An 18178-nucleotide genomic window follows, 5' to 3' on the forward strand; every position below is an offset into this window, starting at 1 on the left:
AAAATAGAATCAAATTAAACAATTATAAATCATCAAAAAACAAACAGTTATGAACACAATTACAAGACTAGTAGTATATACTATTATATCGGTAACCTTTGCGACAACTCACGCACAAGAAAAAGCAGTAGACAGCTTAAAAAAGACTTCAGTATACTATAAAATAGAGACTCTTGAAGCTCTTAAAACTAAAATTGAAAAAGAAGAAAGAGAGTTTTTAAAACAAGAAATAGAATCTATTAATGATCGTTTGGATGCGAAGCAAATTTCGGCAGCAGAAGCTGAAGATTTAAAGAAGCATGCAGCGGAAAAGAGAGCAGCTAATATTGAAAATAGATTAGCAATTGTAGATAACAAGATTGAACTTCTAAAGCGAAATGAATCGGTGTACGCTTCGGATGATGATGAATCTTTTGTTATTAGAATAGGCGGAGATGAAGACTTGGGTGATGAGTTTATCTACTTAGGAAAGAAAAATAGAGTCCATAAGCCTCGTAAATACGACAGACGTACTACAAGCGATATTGTATTTGCTTTCGGACTAAATAATGCTCTAATAGAAGGTGAGGGTCTGGATGATTCACCATACAAAATAGGAGGCTCAGGTTTTATGGAGTTGGGATATGCCTGGAAAACAAGAATTTTTCAAAACACTAACTTTTGGAGATTGAAATATGGTTTTTCATTTCAATGGAACAAATTAGACATAAAAGATAATCAATACTTTGTCAACACAGATGGAGATGTGACTTTACAAGAATTTCCTGTAGAACTAAACAAAGCAAAGTTTAGAACAACCAACTTGGTATTTCCTGTACATTTAGAGTTTGGTCCATCTAAAAAGATTGAAAAAGAAGACTACTTTAGATATTCTACACGAAATAAGTTTAAGATAGGTGTTGGTGGTTATGCTGGTCTTAACATTGGTAGCATGCAAAAGCTAAAGTACAAAGAAGATGGTAACCGTATAAAAAACAAGCAACGAGGCGGTTATGAAGTAAATGAGTTTGTGTATGGATTAAGTAGTTATTTAGCTTGGGGAGATACTGCATTATATGTTAAGTATGATCTTAATCCGTTATTCAAAAATCAAGCTTTTGACCAAAACAATATATCAGTAGGTCTAAGATTTGATATGGACTAAAATAAATTTTTCATCAATCAATTTTTGAGTGTTAAAAGCCTTAATCTAAAAATATAGATTAAGGCTTTTTTTAGTATGTTTTAAGAGAATTTACTTAGTTCAATTCTGCTTTTTTACTCTCATTAATTCTACCAACGTCAACAAGTAGTTTTCCATTGTGTCGTTTTGCAGCATAGACAAATTTTTGTCCCCATTCAATCTCTTCAGGTTTGTAAGATGATCTTGAATATACCATTTGTCCAGAAGACTCGTCAAAAGCTTTGAGCATAGCTATAAACTCAAAGTCCTTTTCAAAATAGTCCTCTTTGTTCAGTTCATAAAGTGGGCTGTTTTTATCAATAGGATGTACTACAGTCCACATAGAAGGGAAAAACCTCACGTTGTCTCTTTCCAAATCTAGAATATGAAAATCTCTCAGCTCAGAGTTTTTACGTTTCATAGATACACTTACGTTGATTTCTACGTCTAGCAATTCATTTTTTTGAGGATTAACCAATCTAAACATAAATCCATTTATGTCTTGATATGGCGCAATTATAGCTTTTTGACTAAATTTAATTTTAGATATTGGCTTAGAGAATCTTCCGTAAAATAAACCTGTAGCTAGTGCAAAAAACAAAAGCCCAAGTAATGATTCTGTAGCTGCAACAATATTCGCTAATAAGCCTAAAGGAGCAACTTGGCCATAGCCTAAAGTTGTTATGGTTTGAGCGCTAAAAAAGAAAGCCTCCATAAACTGCTCAAAAGGAGTTAAACCATGAATACCTGTTAAATGTTCTATGCCAATAAGACTGTAGATAGTTGCAAAAAACGTATTAACAAGAAAATAGGTGAGTGCTACAATGCCAAAGAAATGAGACCATTTCATAGTTACCAAACTATGAAAGAAATTTAAACGTTCAAGGAAGCTGATGTTTGTTTTTTCGATATTAAAACTTCCATCTTTGTTTAAGCTTCTATAGCCTTTGGAGTATGATTTTTCGCCTAAACCAAAATCTTCAAAATCTTCTTTTTTGTGTTTTGCCATATGGCTCTAAATTAAGAAAAAATGAATGAAGTTTTTTGTTGGTTTTATGTGTTTGAGAACTGTTGCTAAAGTTAGGTTTTATATAATCTAATATTGATTTGTGTCTGTAAAATAAATTCTATCTGTCCTAAGCCTCTTCATTAAAAAACACCTTGTAATAGTGCATTTTCTTTTCCTCGTCGTAACCACGTTCTAAATATTCGGCAGAAGCATCTGGTGCATCAACATCGAGTTTTATCTGTATGTTGGTGTCTAGTTTTATTTCGGGTTTTATTTTTTGCTTTTGCTTTTTTAAGACACGTTCAGAGACATCAAATTGATTTCTAATGAGCACATTGTTTTCGGCTTCGTAGGTTTTTTTGTAGTCTTCAAAAAGTTGTATTTGGTCTTCCTCTTCAAATACTTCTTCTTTAAAGTTTTCAATATTTACAATTTCATTCTCCTTAAAAAAGTCTACTGTTTTTGCCAAGAAATTACTTTGTTCTTGTCCGCCAAAATTGGGTTGTAAAACCTCTTTAGAAAACTCTCTACAGAGTTCTATGCAGTTTTTGGTGTGTTGGTTGCTATCGTCTGGGTATTTAATGTTTAGGAAGCTTTTAATCCAGTATTGCGTATCGTAAGTATTGTTGTCTACACTAAATACTATTTTACCTTCCATGTCTGAGGTGTTTAGTATTAAACAACCCTTATCAACTTTTTTAGCTTGAATACCTTTTTGTACCAAAATATCGTAGTTGCCTTCTTCTAAATAGGTCTGAAAAAACTCAGTTTTGTTTTCAATTTTATAAATACCTATAGCATCAACAAAAAAGTCTTCATATTGTATGTTTTCAAAATGACAAACCAGTACATCTCCTGTTTTTATTTGCGCTGAATTGCTTTGCTCATACAAATGTGTTACAATGTGTTTTGAGGTCTCTACAAAATCGGCTTCCTCTTTAAAAAGTTGGTCAGAATAGGTGTTAATCTCATTAAGTCCAACATTGCTATGATGATGAAAACGATAACTTTCTGCAACACTTACAAAGGGTTTTAGTAAGTAAGGCAGCATAAGGTTGTAAGTGGCTTCGTCAAAATGCACAGCAGCATCTGAAAACGCATTTTTAGTATCGTTAAATTTGTTGCCAACCTTGTGAATAATGCAATGTTTTATTGAGGCTTTTTGTCGTTTTATCATCGGTAAATAAATAAGAAAATACGTGTTTGCAATACTACAAAAGGAACGGCTTAAAACTAAGAAAACGCCAAAATAAATTTGGCGTTTTCAGACTCAGGGACTTTGAGATTTGGTTGCGGTTAAATTTTTACAAACTCTACACGTCTATTTTGTGCTTTCCCACTTGCAGTATTATTGTCAGCAACTGGTTCTGATTCTCCTTTGCCTTCAGTAGTTAGGCGATTTGCCGAAATATTGTAAATGTTTACTAAAGCAGTTTTTACAGCTTCAGCTCTTTCCTTAGAAAGCTTTAGGTTTGAGTCGTCAGGACCATCGGAGTCGGTATGTCCAATTATGTTGAGTTTAATGCTATCATCTTGCATTAATACTTGTGAGATTTGGCGTACTATACCTAGTGATTGTGGTTGTATATTGGCAGAACCAGAATCGAACAAAATACCGTTGGTAGAAATTTTGCCTTCGGACATTAACTTACGTCTAAGATCTACTCCTCCTTCAGCAACTTTAACGTTTTTTATAAAGACACGTTCTTCGCCATCTGTTAGGCCATACACATGAAATTTTAAGTAATTAAGAACGTTAAGTTCTTCAATAAATCTTGGTATATCTACGTATTTGACCTCATTAACCCAAAGTCTGAAACGCTTTTTGGTGACGGAAATAGCAATGTGTGGTTGGTTTTTAACCTCGTCTCTAATGTCTGCAGTTAAACCAGAGTTAATCATACCAGCTTTGCCATTAAAAAAATTATAAGTATCTATATTGAAAGGCGCGTACTGTCCCAACGGAAGCGAAACGGATACATAATGAGTTTCTCCGTTTGAAAATGTATTAGCATCACTTAATATAACATGTACTCTTGCGCCAGAAGACGTTTTATTGCTAACACCAGATGTAAGTAAATCGAATTCTATAGTGTAGTCTTCTGGCAGTTGACTAAGATCGGGTATGGCGTATAATCTGTAGCCTGCTTTTAGCTCAAACCAATTACCTTCTACTTTATTAAATTTTACGATGTTGCCAGAGCCGTTCGTGTTCCATTTGCTTGGTAAATCTCCAATAAAATCATTTGAAAAATCATCAAAAAATAGCGTTTTATCTCCAGGAACAAAATCATACTTACTATAAACTTCTATGCCGTCCGAAATATTTGATGGTGTTTCTTTAACATCGTATTCGTCATTATTGTCCTTGTCAGAATTGTTAGTAGTTTCTTCTGATTTCTCATCGGACTCTGCAGTGTCATCTTCATCTTCACTGTCACGTTCACGCTGCCCAAGGAGTAACTCTTTAGCTGTTTTTATGCTATACTTTAGTGCTTTTTTTGCTTTGTTTATCTGCAAGGTGGCTTTTCCTTGCTTTAAAACGCCAACACCATCTAAATCGTTTACAATATCTGGTGCACTATCGCTAAGTGAGGACATCTCATCTAGTGCTTCTTCGAGTACATCAATGTCGTCATCATCCAAGGATTGGCCAGATGCAGCATAACCATCATATTTATAGACTTTATCATACAAATCGAAGGATTCTTGAACAAAATTATCTACACTTGTGACACCAACTCTGCTTTTTGGGCGTTTGATTTTTTTTGTTTGAGCATCAAGGGTAGGAGTAATAAAGAGGATAATACAAAACGCGAGGGAAATTTTTGTAAAATTCATTTTAAGTAATTGATTAATAGCGCTCTAAAATAATAAGAACAATTGATACTTAAAAATGAAATGTATAAATGGTTAATAATTTAATGTAGTTTGTAGACAACTATTGTTTTGTCGTCTGCTTGAGTGATTAATTCTAAGCCTTTACTTTTATCTAGTTTTTGTAGTTCTGCAGTAGATGTCCCAAAAACAGGAAAGTTAGGGATTAACTTTGCCTGGCTGTCGAATAGATATACTTTTTTAGATTGTAAATCTGTAGTGGTAATGTAGATTTTATCATTTAGATAAAAGATTTTTGGTGCTGTGTAAACGCCGTAATCTAAGTCTACTCTTCTTGTTTTAATGAAAAGTTTATTTTCATACATCGAAACCAAAGTTTTACTTGTTGTAGTAATATTATGTTTATCTGATAACTTAAGATCTTTTCGACTTATATTTCCCCTGGTGTCTACTTGTACAAGCTGCCCAAGTGTATTTGATGATGTAAACTTATTTTGGTAAAGGTAGATCTCATTGTTAGAAAAGCGAATTTTATCCTTAACGTCAACTCTTACACTGCCTTGACGATTTAAAATTTTTAGATTCTCTTCTGTAGAGAATACAATATAATCTTTACTGCCTATTCTAAAGTGTTTTGGTTGTGATGTGATGGTTTTGTTGTTGCTTTTATATACAAATCCACTAACTGATTTTCCTTTAGCATCATACATAAGAAGTTTTTTGCCTTGTGTTATCAGGAGCCTGTAGTTTTTTCGCTTATCGTAATCAAATACAGAAAGTGGTTGTGTAATTTCATCATTAAACTTTTTTGGAAAAGGAGAAATGTCATTTCCATTTCTGTCTAAAACATAAAGACGGTTTGGCGTTGCAAAAGCTAATTGTAACCTTCCGTTTTTATACATGTCTATTTGTTCAATTTTTCCCAGTATTTTTCCTTGAAGTTGTTTTTTCCAAAGTACATTGCCAGAATTAGAGATAAGGTACAGTACGTTATTGGCATCTTGGACAGCAATATCGTGTGTATTGTTAATGTAATTTTCTACGGTTTGAGGTGGTGAAACTATTTGTGCGTCTAAAGAGGTAGTAAATGTTTCTGTTACAGAGTTTGAAGCGGCTTTTTTCTTAAATTCCTCTATAACGCCATTAACGTGTGCGAAGTTATCTTCGTAAATATATTGTACCACATTAGCATGATAGTTTTTTGTTTCTATGCCTAAATGTTCTGAAAGTGCCTTATTATTTTTAAAGATAAAGATGGAAGCATCATCACTTAGATTAGAACTTATGTTTTTAAAGGTATCTGAGCTCGCAATTGTATTATTATTTAAGGCGTCAGATAGTATGGATTTGATAGTTTCAATTGTGTTTGAAAAAACAATAAAATCATCATATTTAAAAAAGTAGTTAGCGCTTTCGTAACTTATAATTGGTTGTAATCTAGTTTTGAAAAATTCAGGATTTTCAAATTCATAAATATCAATATCTCTGTAGGTTTCGGCAATAGATTTTTCTTCAATAGTTTCAATGATTAAGTCTGTGTCTAGAGAGTGGAGGATAAGCGCGTTATCTGCCAGAGCAATTTCATTTGTAAAATTTAAAAAGGTTTTAGTGCTGTCGGGTGTTTTAGAGTTAAACCTTTTTAAGTTATTGTTTAAAACATTGTAGTCATTATAAGATATACTGAACAGTGAATTGGTGTTTGCAGGAGCAATATTTGTAGTTTTTGTGGTTTGAGGAATCGTGTTTTTAAAACAATCTAAAATTTGTGATATGGAGTCGGTGGCAGTTACAATGCCGTTGAAATGTAAATTTTCATCAGATAAATTTATGTCTAGTAAAGAATAATTGTTGTTTAACTCCTTTATACCGGCAGAAAACAGAAGATTAGAATAATTTGAGGTTTTTGATTTAAATACAACTGAAGCGATTGTTTTCTCCTCTGCTGTTTCAATTAAATTGATAAGATCATTTTTAGACTCGTTTAGTTTTAGGTTTTTGATGATATCTAAACTGTTTGATGCAGCAAAAACATTATTCAAAACTTTATGGTAAAATACTGATGAGTCAATTTGAGTTTTGGTAATATTAAATTCAGATAACTTTTCTGAAATGTGATTTGGAATGGAGTCTAAAATAAATAAAGTAGAGTCGTTTTTGGTTAAAATGAGATTTTCCGGATTGGATGAATTTAAAAATGCAACGTAAACCTTGTTTGATGTATTTAGGTTTTTAAGAACTTCTGATGCATTATTTAACTCCTTATTATATATACTCTTTAAAATGGTGTGTTTTTTAGAGCTATTAATAAAATCATTTAGTTCATTAATTGAAATTACAACTTCCGATTCTGAAGGGAGAAATTTATAAGGAGATTTTGAATAATTGTAGTCTCTTTGGCAAGACACTAAAACGAAAAGTAAAATCAATAAAAATCCAAATTGCTTCATATGTAAAGTTATATGTACAAATATAAAAAGTTATAAATCTAAACGGTATTGCTCTGGTAATAATCTGAATGATTTTCTGTGGTATTTTGTCACTCCATATTTTTCTATTGCTAGCCTATGCTCTTTGGTTGGATAGCCTTTGTTCTTTTTCCAGTTGTACATAGGGAATTCTTCATGAATTTTTTCCATGTAAAGATCTCTGTAGGTTTTTGCTAAAATTGAAGCTGCAGCAATATTGAGATATTTACCATCTCCTTTTATAATAGTTTTATAAGGAATAGAATTATAGGGTTTAAATTTGTTTCCATCTACTATAATATAATCTGGTTCAATTGTCAGTTGTTCAATAGAGCCATGCATAGCTTTAATAGAAGCGTTTAGAATGTTTATGCTGTCGATCTCATCTTCAAATACGTGCTGTATACCATACGATAAAGACTTAGCCTCAATTATAGGCTTTAATAACATTCTTTTTTTTCCCGAAAGTTGTTTAGAGTCATTTAAAATGGTATTAACAAAATCTGAAGGTAAAATAACAGCGGCAGCAGTAACAGGGCCAGCCAAACAACCTCTGCCAGCCTCATCTGTGCCGCATTCAAAATCATAAGTTGAGAATTGAGTTTTTAAAGCCAAAATGTTAAAATTTAAACAAAGTTAAAATTTTAACGCAACCCTTTTACAGTTTTGGTATCTACGTAATGAGTTAAGCGTCAAAAAACACTAATTAAATAATAGTTAAGTTTTGTTGATGAAATCGCAAAACCGTTAACATTTTTTTGGCAAAAACGCTTGTTTATTTAATATTTAATTAAGATGTTTGCAACTAGACTAACTCAAATAATTGTTTTATGAAATTAAAGTTAACATGGTTATTAACGCTTTTTATGGCGTTCGTGATGCAATTTTCTTTTGCACAAGAAAAAATGGTCACAGGTACAGTTACAACTGAGTCGGACGGTTTACCGCTTCCTGGTGCTAGTGTAATTGTAAAGGGTACTACTAAAGGTGCTCAAACTGATTTTGATGGTAAGTATACTATCGGAGTCAATTCAGGAGATGTCCTAGTTATATCATATGTTGGTATGGACCCTGTTGAAGTAACAGTAGGTTCTTCTAATGTTTATGACGTTGTTTTAAAAGAGGGTAATTCTCTTGATGAAGTAATAGTTGTAGGATATAGTACTACTACAAAGGAAGCTTACACTGGTACGGCAACTGTTGTTGAAACAGAAAATCTTGAAGCGAAAGCTGTTGGTAACGTTTCTCAGGCTCTTAGAGGTGAGGTTGCTGGTGTGAATGTTGTAACAGGTTCTGGTGCTCCAGGTGCTGATGCAACTATTCGTATTCGTGGATTTGGTTCTGTAAATGGTAATTCAGATCCTTTATTTATTGTAGATGGTGCTCCTTTTGCTAGTGACTTATCTTCTCTTAACCCTGCAGATATTGCTAGTATGACTGTATTGAAAGATGCAGCTGCAACATCTATCTATGGGTCTAGAGGTGCGAATGGTGTAATTGTAATTACAACTAAGCAAGGTAAAGTTGGTAAAACAGTAGTTTCTGTAGATTTTAAAACTAGTGTTAATACTTTATTTTTACCAGAATACGATATTATTGAATCTCCAGAAGATTATATTGAATTAGCATGGAGTTCATTAAAGAATAAAGGTGCTTTACTTGGTCAGTCTGATCCTGCGGCTTGGGCAAGCGCAAATTTATATGGTACTGTTGAGGGTATCAATAATGCATACAACATTTGGAATGCTGATGGTGCTGATTTAATTAACCCAGCAACAGGTGAGTTTAATGATGGTATTACACGTAGATTTACTCCGACAAAATGGGGAGATGCGGCTTTTAATACTGGTCTTAGAACTGAAGCCAACGTTCAAATTAGAGGTGGTAACGAAAAAACACGTTTCTCAGCTTCTTTTGGATATTTAGATGATGAAGGATATACTATTAAGTCTAACTTCAAGCGTTATTCAACAAGATTAAATGTAGAAACTAAGCCAGTAGAGTGGTTAACTTTTGGTAGTAATATAGCTATTACTGGTGGTAGAAATACAAACTCTTCAAGTAGTGAGGGTAGTACAGGTAGTTCTGGTAACATCTTTGCTTTAACAGCTACTACACCAACTATATATGATGTTTTCTTAAGAGATACAGATGGTAATTTAGTTGCAGATCCTATTTATGGCGGTTCTCAATACGATTATGGTAATGAGTACGGACGTAGAGCGTGGAATGCTACAAATGGTATTGCAGATGCAAACTATGATTTAGCTAGAACTGATATTTTTACTGTTCTTGGTAACTTTAATGTAGGTGTTGATATTACTGATTGGTTAAAGTTTGAAACAAGATATAGTGGTCAGTTTAATACAGATAACTATTCTTCAATGCAAAACCCATGGTATGGTAGTGGTTCTTCTAGTCAAGGTTTCTTATTTAGAAGAGAGCGTACTAACATAAACCAAAACTTCTTACAGATGTTACGTTTTGCTAAGTCTTATGGAGACCACAGTATTGATGCTTTTGTTGCTCATGAGTCTACAGTCAATAGATTTGATCAGTTCTCAGCTTCAGCTCAAACAGCAATTATACCTAACTCTTTAAGTTTAGATCAGTATACAACTGCATTTGGTAGAGCTTCAAACTATACAACAAGAAGAAGTTTAGATAGTTACTTTGCCCAATTAAATTATAGTTATGATCAGAAGTATTTCTTAACTGGATCTATCAGACGAGATGGTTCTTCAAGATTTATTAAAGATAAATGGGGTACATTTGGCTCTGTTGGTTTAGGTTGGGTAGTTTCTAACGAAGATTTCTTTGATGTTAGCTTCAACGATTACTTAAAACTAAAAGCTAGTTACGGTGTAATTGGTGATCAAGGTGTTAATACATTATATGGTTACAGATTCTTTACAGCTAACAATACAGTAGACGGATCAATTTCTTACTCTCCAACTGGTGAAGCTCAAAATGATGAGTTAACATGGGAAACTTCTAAGATTGCTCAGGTTGGTTTCGAGAGTACTTGGTTTAATGACTACTTAAGCTTAGATGTAGATTATTATGTGAAGAATACAACTAATTTATTCTTCTCTCAAACATTATCTCCAGCACCTGGTGATACATTCATCAGATATAATGATGGTAAAATGAGAAACAGTGGTTTAGAATTTAACGCTACTGTGCAAGTATTTAAACCTCAAAATGACTTTAGATTATCATTTAATGTAAATGGTGAAATCTTTGATAATGAGATTGTAGAAATGCCTGCAGATTATATTACAGGTGAAACTAAGCCAATTGATACAGGTGTATTCGTAGGTAGAGCTTTATCTGAAGGTGCATCAATTTATGATTGGTACATGAGAGATTGGGCTGGTGTAGACCCTGCAACAGGTTCTGGTCTATGGTATGCTTATTATAATGATGTTGATGGTGATGGAATATTTAACCCAGCTAATGGTGATGAGAGTATCTCTAGTTTAACTCAATACTTAATTGATAATCCAGATGCTACTATTGCTAGAACTACAACATCAAACTATACATATACAAACGAAAGTACTTTAGGGGCTACTCAAAAGTATATTGGTAAATCTGCTATTCCAGATATTAGAGGTAGTTTCCGTATCAATACAGGATTTAAGAATTTTGATTTATCAGCACAGTTTGGATATAGTATAGGTGGTTACGTGCGTGACAATGGTTATGCTAGATTAATGGAGAATAGAGATTTAATTGGTACTACTAACTGGTCTTCAGATATGCAAAATGCATGGAGAGAGCCAGGTGACATTACAAATATACCAAGACAATCAGCTGGTTTCAATACTGATACTCAGTTTGGATCTTTATCTTCTAGATTCTTAACTAAGGCAGATTACCTTTCTTTAAATAACGTAAGATTAGGTTATAATTTACCAGCAGATGCTGTTGAAGCTATGAACTTAAGTACTTTTAATATCTATGTTACTGGTGATAACTTAATGATGTTAAGTGCTAGAGATGGATTAAACCCAACGACTTTAATTAGTTCGTCTAATTCTGGTATATATATGCCAATGACAACTTTTAGTCTTGGTGCTAAAATTGAATTTTAAAAAAAAGTGATGAATATGAAAAAAAAGTTAATTTACGCAATTATGTTAACCTCTGCGTTATTCGTAGGGTGTAACGATGAATTTTTAGAAGGAGAACAAACTAATGTTCTGACTGCAGAAGGTATTGCAGAGTACTCTGGTGATTATCCAGAATTGTTAGACGGTTCCTTAAATGGTATTACAAGTTTAATTATTGAGCCGTTTGGTATAACAGGTAGTAGACATTTTGACTTTGGTCAGAAAATGGTTGATATCTGGACAGATATGGTATCTGGTGATATGGCATTATCGGGTAGTGCTTATGGTTGGTACAATGATGCTGCTAACCTTATCTTTACTGTAGATTACACACAGGAAGAGAATGATATAACTTGGAAGTATTACTACAGAATTATCAGTATTGCTAACAACGTTATTGCTAGTAGTGGTGGAAACGATGCAGAACCAGAGTCTGATGAGGCTAAGCGTATCCTTGGACAAGCAAAAATTTACCGTGCTTATGCATATTTCTATTTGCTACAATTATACCAAGGTGCTTATGACCCTAATCAAGAAGTATTACCTTTCTTTAATGGTGATGTTTACAGTTTAGAGAAAGTAGCTGCAGGTGATATTTATGCACAAGTTGTGAGTGATTTAACAGATGCAATTGGCTTGTTGGATAATTATACTAGAACATTAAAAAGTCAAGTAGATAAAACTGTAGCGCAAGGATTCCTAGCATATACTTATGCTGCTATGGGTAACTTTGCAGATGCAAAAATTCAAGCAGATAATGTTATAGCTAGTGGTTACCCTATGACAACTGCTGGTCAGTTAGCATTCCCTGGTGCAGGTTCTGGTTTTAATGATGTTAACACTGCATCTTGGATTTGGGGTTACGATTTAGTTGAAGACCTTGGACACCAGTTAGTTGATTGGTGGGGACAAATAGACGCCTTTACTTATAGTTATGCTTGGGCTGGAGATCATAAGTCAATAGATGATTTATTATATTCTCAAATACCAGCAGGTGACGTAAGAAAAGGACAGTTTGGTACAGGTACAGCTGCTTTACAGCCAATAAACAAATTCTTTGATCCAGCTAGAACAATCGGTGGTCAATATATCATTACAACAGATTTGATTCATATGAGAGTTGAAGAGTTCTATTTATTAAGTGCAGAGTGTGCTGCTAGAACAGGTGGTGAACCAGCTGCTAAGACTATGATGATAGATTTCTTAACACCTCGTGTTGGTGCTGCGGAAGCATCTGCTACTATTACTCCATTATCAGGTCAGGCTCTGCTTGATGAGATTTATTTACAAACAAGAATCGAATTATGGGGTGAGGGTAAGACTTTCTTTGCTATGAAACGTAATCAGGCTACTGTAACTAGAGGTTCTAACCACGTATATCGTGCAAACGAATCATTTGCTTATGATTCTGATGAAATGACGTTCCAGATTCCACAATCTGAAATTGATAATAACCCTAGTATAACTGGCCAAAACTAAAATTATTATTATGAATAAATATTTCAAATATTTTACAGTTTTATTAGCTGTAACCTTAATGTTCAATTGTGAACAAGATAACGACTCAAGTTTATCAAATTTCGTAGGATTTCAGGAAGGTCCTTTAAATTTTACGATTGATAACGGACAAACTGCTACTATTGATGTAATTGTAGCGGCTAGTGAAACTTCTGGTTCAGATCGTTCTTACGATGTGGTGGTAGTTGAAGAAGAGTCTACTTTAGCATCACCTTATTCTGTTCCAGCTACGGTTACTATACCTGGTGGATCAAATGTAGGTACTTTATCAATATCTGTTACAGATAATGATGATTTAGGTTTTGTTGCTCAAAGTTTAGTTCTAGATTTTCCAGACGAAGCAGGTTTAGATACTGGTGATGCAATCACTTTAAACTTTACTGAAACGTGTCTAGATACTATAGTAACTTTCAACATAACTTTGGATGACTGGCCAGAGGAAACTACTTGGGAAATATATGACTTAAGTGGTACTCCTACTGTAGTTGCATCTGGAGGTCCATATGCAAACCCTGCTGATGATTTTGCAGAATTATCTTTTGATTTTTGTTTAGCTTCAGGAAACTATGGTGTTGTTGTTTATGATGCTTATGGTGATGGAGGTCCGACCTTTAGTGTAACAACTGCCGCTGGTACATTAGTAGCAGATACAACGGTTGCTGGAACGCAAGCTTCTGCAACGTTTACAGTTAATTAGATTTAAACTAATTTTATAAGTGTTAAAAGCCACCTCTATGAGGTGGCTTTTAATTTTTATTTATGATATGACTTAAAAAAATATCTTTATATTGCAAAGAAATTTTCAATACATATGAACATGAGAAAAATTCTACTTTCTGCTGTGTTACTTTTTACTTATGGTGCTTATTCACAAGATTTAAATGCTAACATTTCTGAAGAAAATAAACAACTTTTGGCTGAACTCAATGAACAAGAGGATCAAAGAAAGATTAGAGTACATTCATTTTTATTAAATAATCCAAATGTTAAAGCAACATTAGTAAATGACGGTGTTAAAATAATGCATATTTACGATGTATTAAATGGCAAGCCAATTTATAGATCAACAGATAACTTTGAAGCTGCTAAAGCAACAAAAACTGCTGAGCTTTGGGTTGGTGGTAGTATGGGTTTAGACCTAGACGGTACAGGTATGACTGTAGGTGTTTGGGATGGTGGACCTGCTGATAATAACCATGCTGAATTTCAAAATTCTACTGATACAGATACACGTGTTACAATTATTGATGCTGCAGTAGTTGATGGTGATAGCGGTTTTAGTTCACACGGAACACATGTTACGGGAACAATATCAGCAAAAGGAGTCAATCCTAATGCAAAAGGAATGGCATCTAATATTAGTGTTAAATCCTATAACTGGACTAATGATGAATCTGAGATGATTGCGGCAGTTAATGCAGCGACTAACCCTATTATCTTGTCAAATCATTCTTATGGTGTGCCTATTGACCAAGATGGAGGAACGCAACTTGATGCAACATTTATTGGCGCTTACACACAAGATGCGTTTGATATTGATAATATAACTAGAAATAACCCTAAATATTTACCAGTGTTTTCTGCGGGTAATAATGGGCAAACTAGTTACACAGGTGGTATGTTACCAGGTTATGATAAACTTACAAATGATAAGAATGCCAAAAATAGTTTGATTGTTGCTAATGCAAACCCTACTGCAGTTGAACAGCCACTTTTTAGTGGTAATTATGAATTAACAAATTTAGTTATAAACCAAAGTAGTAGTCAAGGTCCTACAGATGATTTGAGAATTAAACCTGATATTGCTGGTGATGGCTCTAGTTTATTTTCACCGACACCTAATGATACTTATTCAACTCTATCAGGAACTTCTATGTCTTCACCTAATACTACAGGCACATTAGCTTTATTGCAACAATATTACAATCAGTTACGAGGTGAGTATATGAATTCCGCTACATTAAAAGCCTTAGTTTGCCATACAGCTATTGATGATAACGCTGCTATTGGTCCTGATCCAAAGTTTGGATGGGGTTTCTTAAATGCTCGTGAAGCAGCACAAACACTTACAGATGCTGATGATTCTCAAGCTGTTGTTGATGAATTGACATTAGATCAAGGGGCTACTTATACCTTTACGTTTAATGCCCAAGCAGGAGAAAAATTATCAGCAACTATTTGTTGGACTGATATGCCAGGTAATATAGCTAATGGTGCGGCTAATGATCCTACGCCTAGATTAGTAAATGATTTAGATTTAAGAATTTCTGATGGTACAACAACGTTTTTACCATGGAAGCTTGATTTTTCAGGTAGCGCATTTACAAATTCAAAAGGAGATAATATTGTTGATAATATAGAGCGCGTTGATATTGATGTACCTGTATCAGGTATGTATACATTAACGGTTTCTCATAAAGGGATGCTACAAGGAACGGTAGGTGGTCCTTTTGACCCTCAAAGTCAGGATTTTTCTTTAATAATTACTGGTAATAACTTGACGTTAAGTGTAGATGAAAATGATTTAGCTAGAAAATTGGCTGTTTATCCTAATCCATCTAATGGTACATTTACCATTACATTTGAGTCTAATTTAAATAGTGTAAATAACGATGTCAAAGTAGATGTTTACGATTTACAAGGTAGATTAGTCTATAATAACAATTATTCTAATACGTCTTCAATTTTTAAAGAGACTATTACAATGGAAAATGCTAGAGCAGGTGTATATATGGTAAATATTTCTGAAGGAAATAGAACTACCTCTCATAAACTTGTTATAGAATAATATTTTTTAAAAAAAATAGAAAACAAAGGCCAGCATATAATTGTTGGTCTTTTTTTATGTTAAGTAAATGGTAATTCTTCTCGTTAAAATAATAATTTATAGTTTACTTTGTTTTTAGTTTATATTTGAATACATGCAACGTAAAATCCTTATAACTCTTATTTTTTGTTTTTTTTTAGCTAATGTTAATGCTCAAATAAAGCTGAATAGTACGAACGCACCAAGAGGTTCACGGAACGCAAATGATTCTACTGACAGTAAAGCATCTCGTGGTTACAAAGATGTGGCTTCAATAGATATGTATTTACAGTTTAATAAAGCAGTAGATACCTCTATTGTTGATACAACTTTAACAATAAAGAAGGATTACAAATTTAATTACCTTCAAAAAGATAACTTTGGTTTAATGCCTTTTGCCAATATAGGTCAGACCTACAATTCTTTAAGTTTTAATGCGGTAAATAACAATACTCAACCTTTATTTGGTGCCAGAGCCAGACATTTTAATTATCTCGAAAAGGACGATATAAAATATTACATGGTTCCTACACCATGGACTAGGTTAACCTATAAAACAGCCTTTGAGCAAGGGCAGATGTTAGATGCTTTTTTTTCAGTAAATCTTTCAAAGCAATTCAATTTCTCTATAGCTTATAAAGGTTTAAGGTCACTTGGTAATTATCAGAACGCATTAACAAGTACAGGTAATTTTAGATTTACGACCAATTACGAGACTAAGAACAAACGATATAAAGCTAAAGGGCATATCATAATGCAAGATTTACTTAATCAGGAAAATGGTGGGATAAAAGATGATGATATTGAAAATTTTACATCAGGCGATGAAGAGTTTTTAGACAGATCTGTTTTTGATATGAATTTTGAAAATGCAGAAAGTATTTTAAGAGGCAAACAGTTTTTCTTTAATCACTCTTATGATATTATTAATAAAAAAGATTCAATTAGCAACAATAGACTTTCTCTTGTAAATGAGTTGTCTTTTGAAGATAAGTATTTTCAATACGATCAAAACTCTCCAACTAGTGACTATTTTGGCGATTCTTTCACAAGTAGAGTTTCTGACAGAGTTACTCTCGAAGACTTTAGAACAAAAATTTATATAGAATACCTAAATAATTTATTGGGAGAGATAAGTTTTGGTATTAATTATACAGATATCAATTACGGATATGATAGTGTAGTTCTATTATCTAACGAAATGATTCCAAATAGAATTCAAGCTAATTATCTAGGTATAGATGCATCGTATAATAAAAACCTTAATTCAATAAGCTTAAAGAGTAAAGCAAGTTTAAATTTATCTGATGAATTTGTAGGAAGTTATATTGATGCAGAACTAGGTGTAAAAATAAACAATGATATAAAGATAGCTGGTGGAATCAATGTGAGTTCTCAATTGCCAAACTATAATTATTTACTTTATCAAAGCGACTATACTAATTATAATTGGTATAATTTCAATGGATTTAGAAATGTAAATACTCAACAGTTGAGATTTAATATTGAATCTAAAAAGCTTTTAAATGCATCATTAGATATTTCTAATATTGAAAACTATACTTACTTTAATTTAGATGAAATAAACAGCAATGATGTTAAGGTAATCAAGCCACAGCAATATAATAATTCATTACAGTATTTAAGGCTAAAAGTTGAAAGAGAATTTAAAGTGGGCAAATTTGCATTGGATAATACAATAATGTATCAAAATGTTATAAGTGATGTTGAAGTATTAAATGTACCAACCTTCATTACTCGGAATACACTCTATTATTCAAACTATATCTTTAAGAAAGCCATGCAACTTCAAACAGGGGTAACGTTTAATTATTTTACAGAGTATAATATGAATGGTTATGATCCTTTACTGTCCGAATTCTATACTCAGAACTCAACGAGCATTGGCGGTTTCCCTAGATTAGACTTTTTTATAAACGCAAAAGTTAGACAAACACGTATTTTTTTAAAAGCAGAGCATTTCAATTCTTCATTTACAGGTTATGATTACTTCTCTGCACCAAACCACCCTTTTAGAGATTTTACTATACGTTTTGGTTTAGTATGGGATTTTTTCTTGTAGTATTAAAATTAATTTAAGTTGCATATAGTTGTGTTGCAGGGACTTGTTTGTTTGTTCCTGAAAAAGATTTAAAATAAATTTATAATTAGCTTGTGAATATAAAAAACCGTTATATATTTGCACCCCCGAAACGGCCAAACAGGCAGAGATATCGGGACGTTCATTAACAGTTTAGGCAT

Annotated in this window: 11 protein-coding genes; 6 read left to right on the top strand and 5 right to left on the bottom strand. The window is 33.1% G+C overall.

Going from position 1 to position 18178, the window contains the following annotated elements:
- Nucleotides 1-49 precede the first annotated feature (49 nt).
- A complete protein-coding gene (locus V1468_RS13025; protein ID WP_331810664.1) occupies nucleotides 50-1144 on the top strand; it encodes a hypothetical protein in 1095 nt (364 codons plus the stop codon).
- A 94-nt stretch (nucleotides 1145-1238) separates the two neighbouring features.
- Here the strand turns inward: V1468_RS13025 and V1468_RS13030 are convergent, their stop codons facing one another.
- The 5 genes from V1468_RS13030 to V1468_RS13050 all read right to left on the bottom strand — a co-directional run bounded on the left by V1468_RS13030 (nucleotide 1239) and on the right by V1468_RS13050 (nucleotide 8089).
- Nucleotides 1239-2171 (bottom strand): ion channel, encoded by a 933-nt coding sequence (locus V1468_RS13030; RefSeq protein ID WP_331810665.1) that lies wholly within the window; start codon nucleotides 2169-2171, stop codon nucleotides 1239-1241.
- A gap of 127 nt (nucleotides 2172-2298) precedes the next feature.
- Nucleotides 2299-3348, bottom strand: coding sequence for a nucleoid-associated protein (locus V1468_RS13035; protein ID WP_331810666.1), 1050 nt, complete (start codon nucleotides 3346-3348; stop codon nucleotides 2299-2301).
- 119 nt (nucleotides 3349-3467) lie between these two features.
- Nucleotides 3468-5012 (bottom strand): OmpA family protein, encoded by a 1545-nt coding sequence (locus tag V1468_RS13040; protein ID WP_331810667.1) that lies wholly within the window; start codon nucleotides 5010-5012, stop codon nucleotides 3468-3470.
- Between the two features lie 80 nt (nucleotides 5013-5092).
- Entirely contained in the window at nucleotides 5093-7456 is a 2364-nt protein-coding gene (locus V1468_RS13045; protein WP_331810668.1) for a ribonuclease HII, read from the bottom strand.
- Nucleotides 7457-7486: 30 nt separating this feature from the next.
- On the bottom strand, nucleotides 7487-8089 hold the full coding sequence (locus V1468_RS13050) for a ribonuclease HII (protein WP_331810669.1): 603 nt from the start codon (nucleotides 8087-8089) through the stop codon (nucleotides 7487-7489).
- 215 nt (nucleotides 8090-8304) lie between these two features.
- Between V1468_RS13050 and V1468_RS13055 the strand changes: the two genes are divergently transcribed.
- The 5 genes from V1468_RS13055 to V1468_RS13075 all read left to right on the top strand — a co-directional run bounded on the left by V1468_RS13055 (nucleotide 8305) and on the right by V1468_RS13075 (nucleotide 17999).
- Nucleotides 8305-11574, top strand: coding sequence for a SusC/RagA family TonB-linked outer membrane protein (locus tag V1468_RS13055; RefSeq protein WP_331810670.1), 3270 nt, complete (start codon nucleotides 8305-8307; stop codon nucleotides 11572-11574).
- 15 nt (nucleotides 11575-11589) lie between these two features.
- A complete protein-coding gene (locus V1468_RS13060) occupies nucleotides 11590-13071 on the top strand; it encodes a RagB/SusD family nutrient uptake outer membrane protein (RefSeq protein WP_331810671.1) in 1482 nt (493 codons plus the stop codon).
- Between the two features lie 10 nt (nucleotides 13072-13081).
- Entirely contained in the window at nucleotides 13082-13807 is a 726-nt protein-coding gene (locus V1468_RS13065; RefSeq protein ID WP_331810672.1) for a hypothetical protein, read from the top strand.
- Nucleotides 13808-13927: 120 nt separating this feature from the next.
- A complete protein-coding gene (locus V1468_RS13070; RefSeq protein WP_331810673.1) occupies nucleotides 13928-15898 on the top strand; it encodes a S8 family serine peptidase in 1971 nt (656 codons plus the stop codon).
- A gap of 133 nt (nucleotides 15899-16031) precedes the next feature.
- The gene (locus V1468_RS13075) at nucleotides 16032-17999 is read left to right on the top strand and encodes a putative porin (RefSeq protein WP_331810674.1); all 1968 of its coding nucleotides are present in this window, start codon (nucleotides 16032-16034) and stop codon (nucleotides 17997-17999) included.
- Nucleotides 18000-18178: the final 179 nt, after the last annotated feature.

It is taken from the genome of Winogradskyella poriferorum (assembly GCF_036553625.1).
In the GTDB taxonomy this organism is placed as follows: Bacteria; Bacteroidota; Bacteroidia; order Flavobacteriales; family Flavobacteriaceae; genus Winogradskyella; species Winogradskyella poriferorum.

Excerpts from the sequence above, each read along its gene's own strand:
- V1468_RS13025 (WP_331810664.1), top strand. The coding sequence starts at position 50 with ATGAACACAATTACAAGACTAGTAGTATATACTATTATATCGGTAACC.
- V1468_RS13030 (WP_331810665.1), bottom strand. The coding sequence starts at position 2,171 with ATGGCAAAACACAAAAAAGAAGATTTTGAAGATTTTGGTTTAGGCGAA.
- V1468_RS13035 (WP_331810666.1), bottom strand. The coding sequence starts at position 3,348 with ATGATAAAACGACAAAAAGCCTCAATAAAACATTGCATTATTCACAAG.
- V1468_RS13040 (WP_331810667.1), bottom strand. The coding sequence starts at position 5,012 with ATGAATTTTACAAAAATTTCCCTCGCGTTTTGTATTATCCTCTTTATT.
- V1468_RS13045 (WP_331810668.1), bottom strand. The coding sequence starts at position 7,456 with ATGAAGCAATTTGGATTTTTATTGATTTTACTTTTCGTTTTAGTGTCT.
- V1468_RS13055 (WP_331810670.1), top strand. The coding sequence starts at position 8,305 with ATGAAATTAAAGTTAACATGGTTATTAACGCTTTTTATGGCGTTCGTG.
- V1468_RS13060 (WP_331810671.1), top strand. The coding sequence starts at position 11,590 with ATGAAAAAAAAGTTAATTTACGCAATTATGTTAACCTCTGCGTTATTC.
- V1468_RS13065 (WP_331810672.1), top strand. The coding sequence starts at position 13,082 with ATGAATAAATATTTCAAATATTTTACAGTTTTATTAGCTGTAACCTTA.
- V1468_RS13070 (WP_331810673.1), top strand. The coding sequence starts at position 13,928 with ATGAGAAAAATTCTACTTTCTGCTGTGTTACTTTTTACTTATGGTGCT.
- V1468_RS13075 (WP_331810674.1), top strand. The coding sequence starts at position 16,032 with ATGCAACGTAAAATCCTTATAACTCTTATTTTTTGTTTTTTTTTAGCT.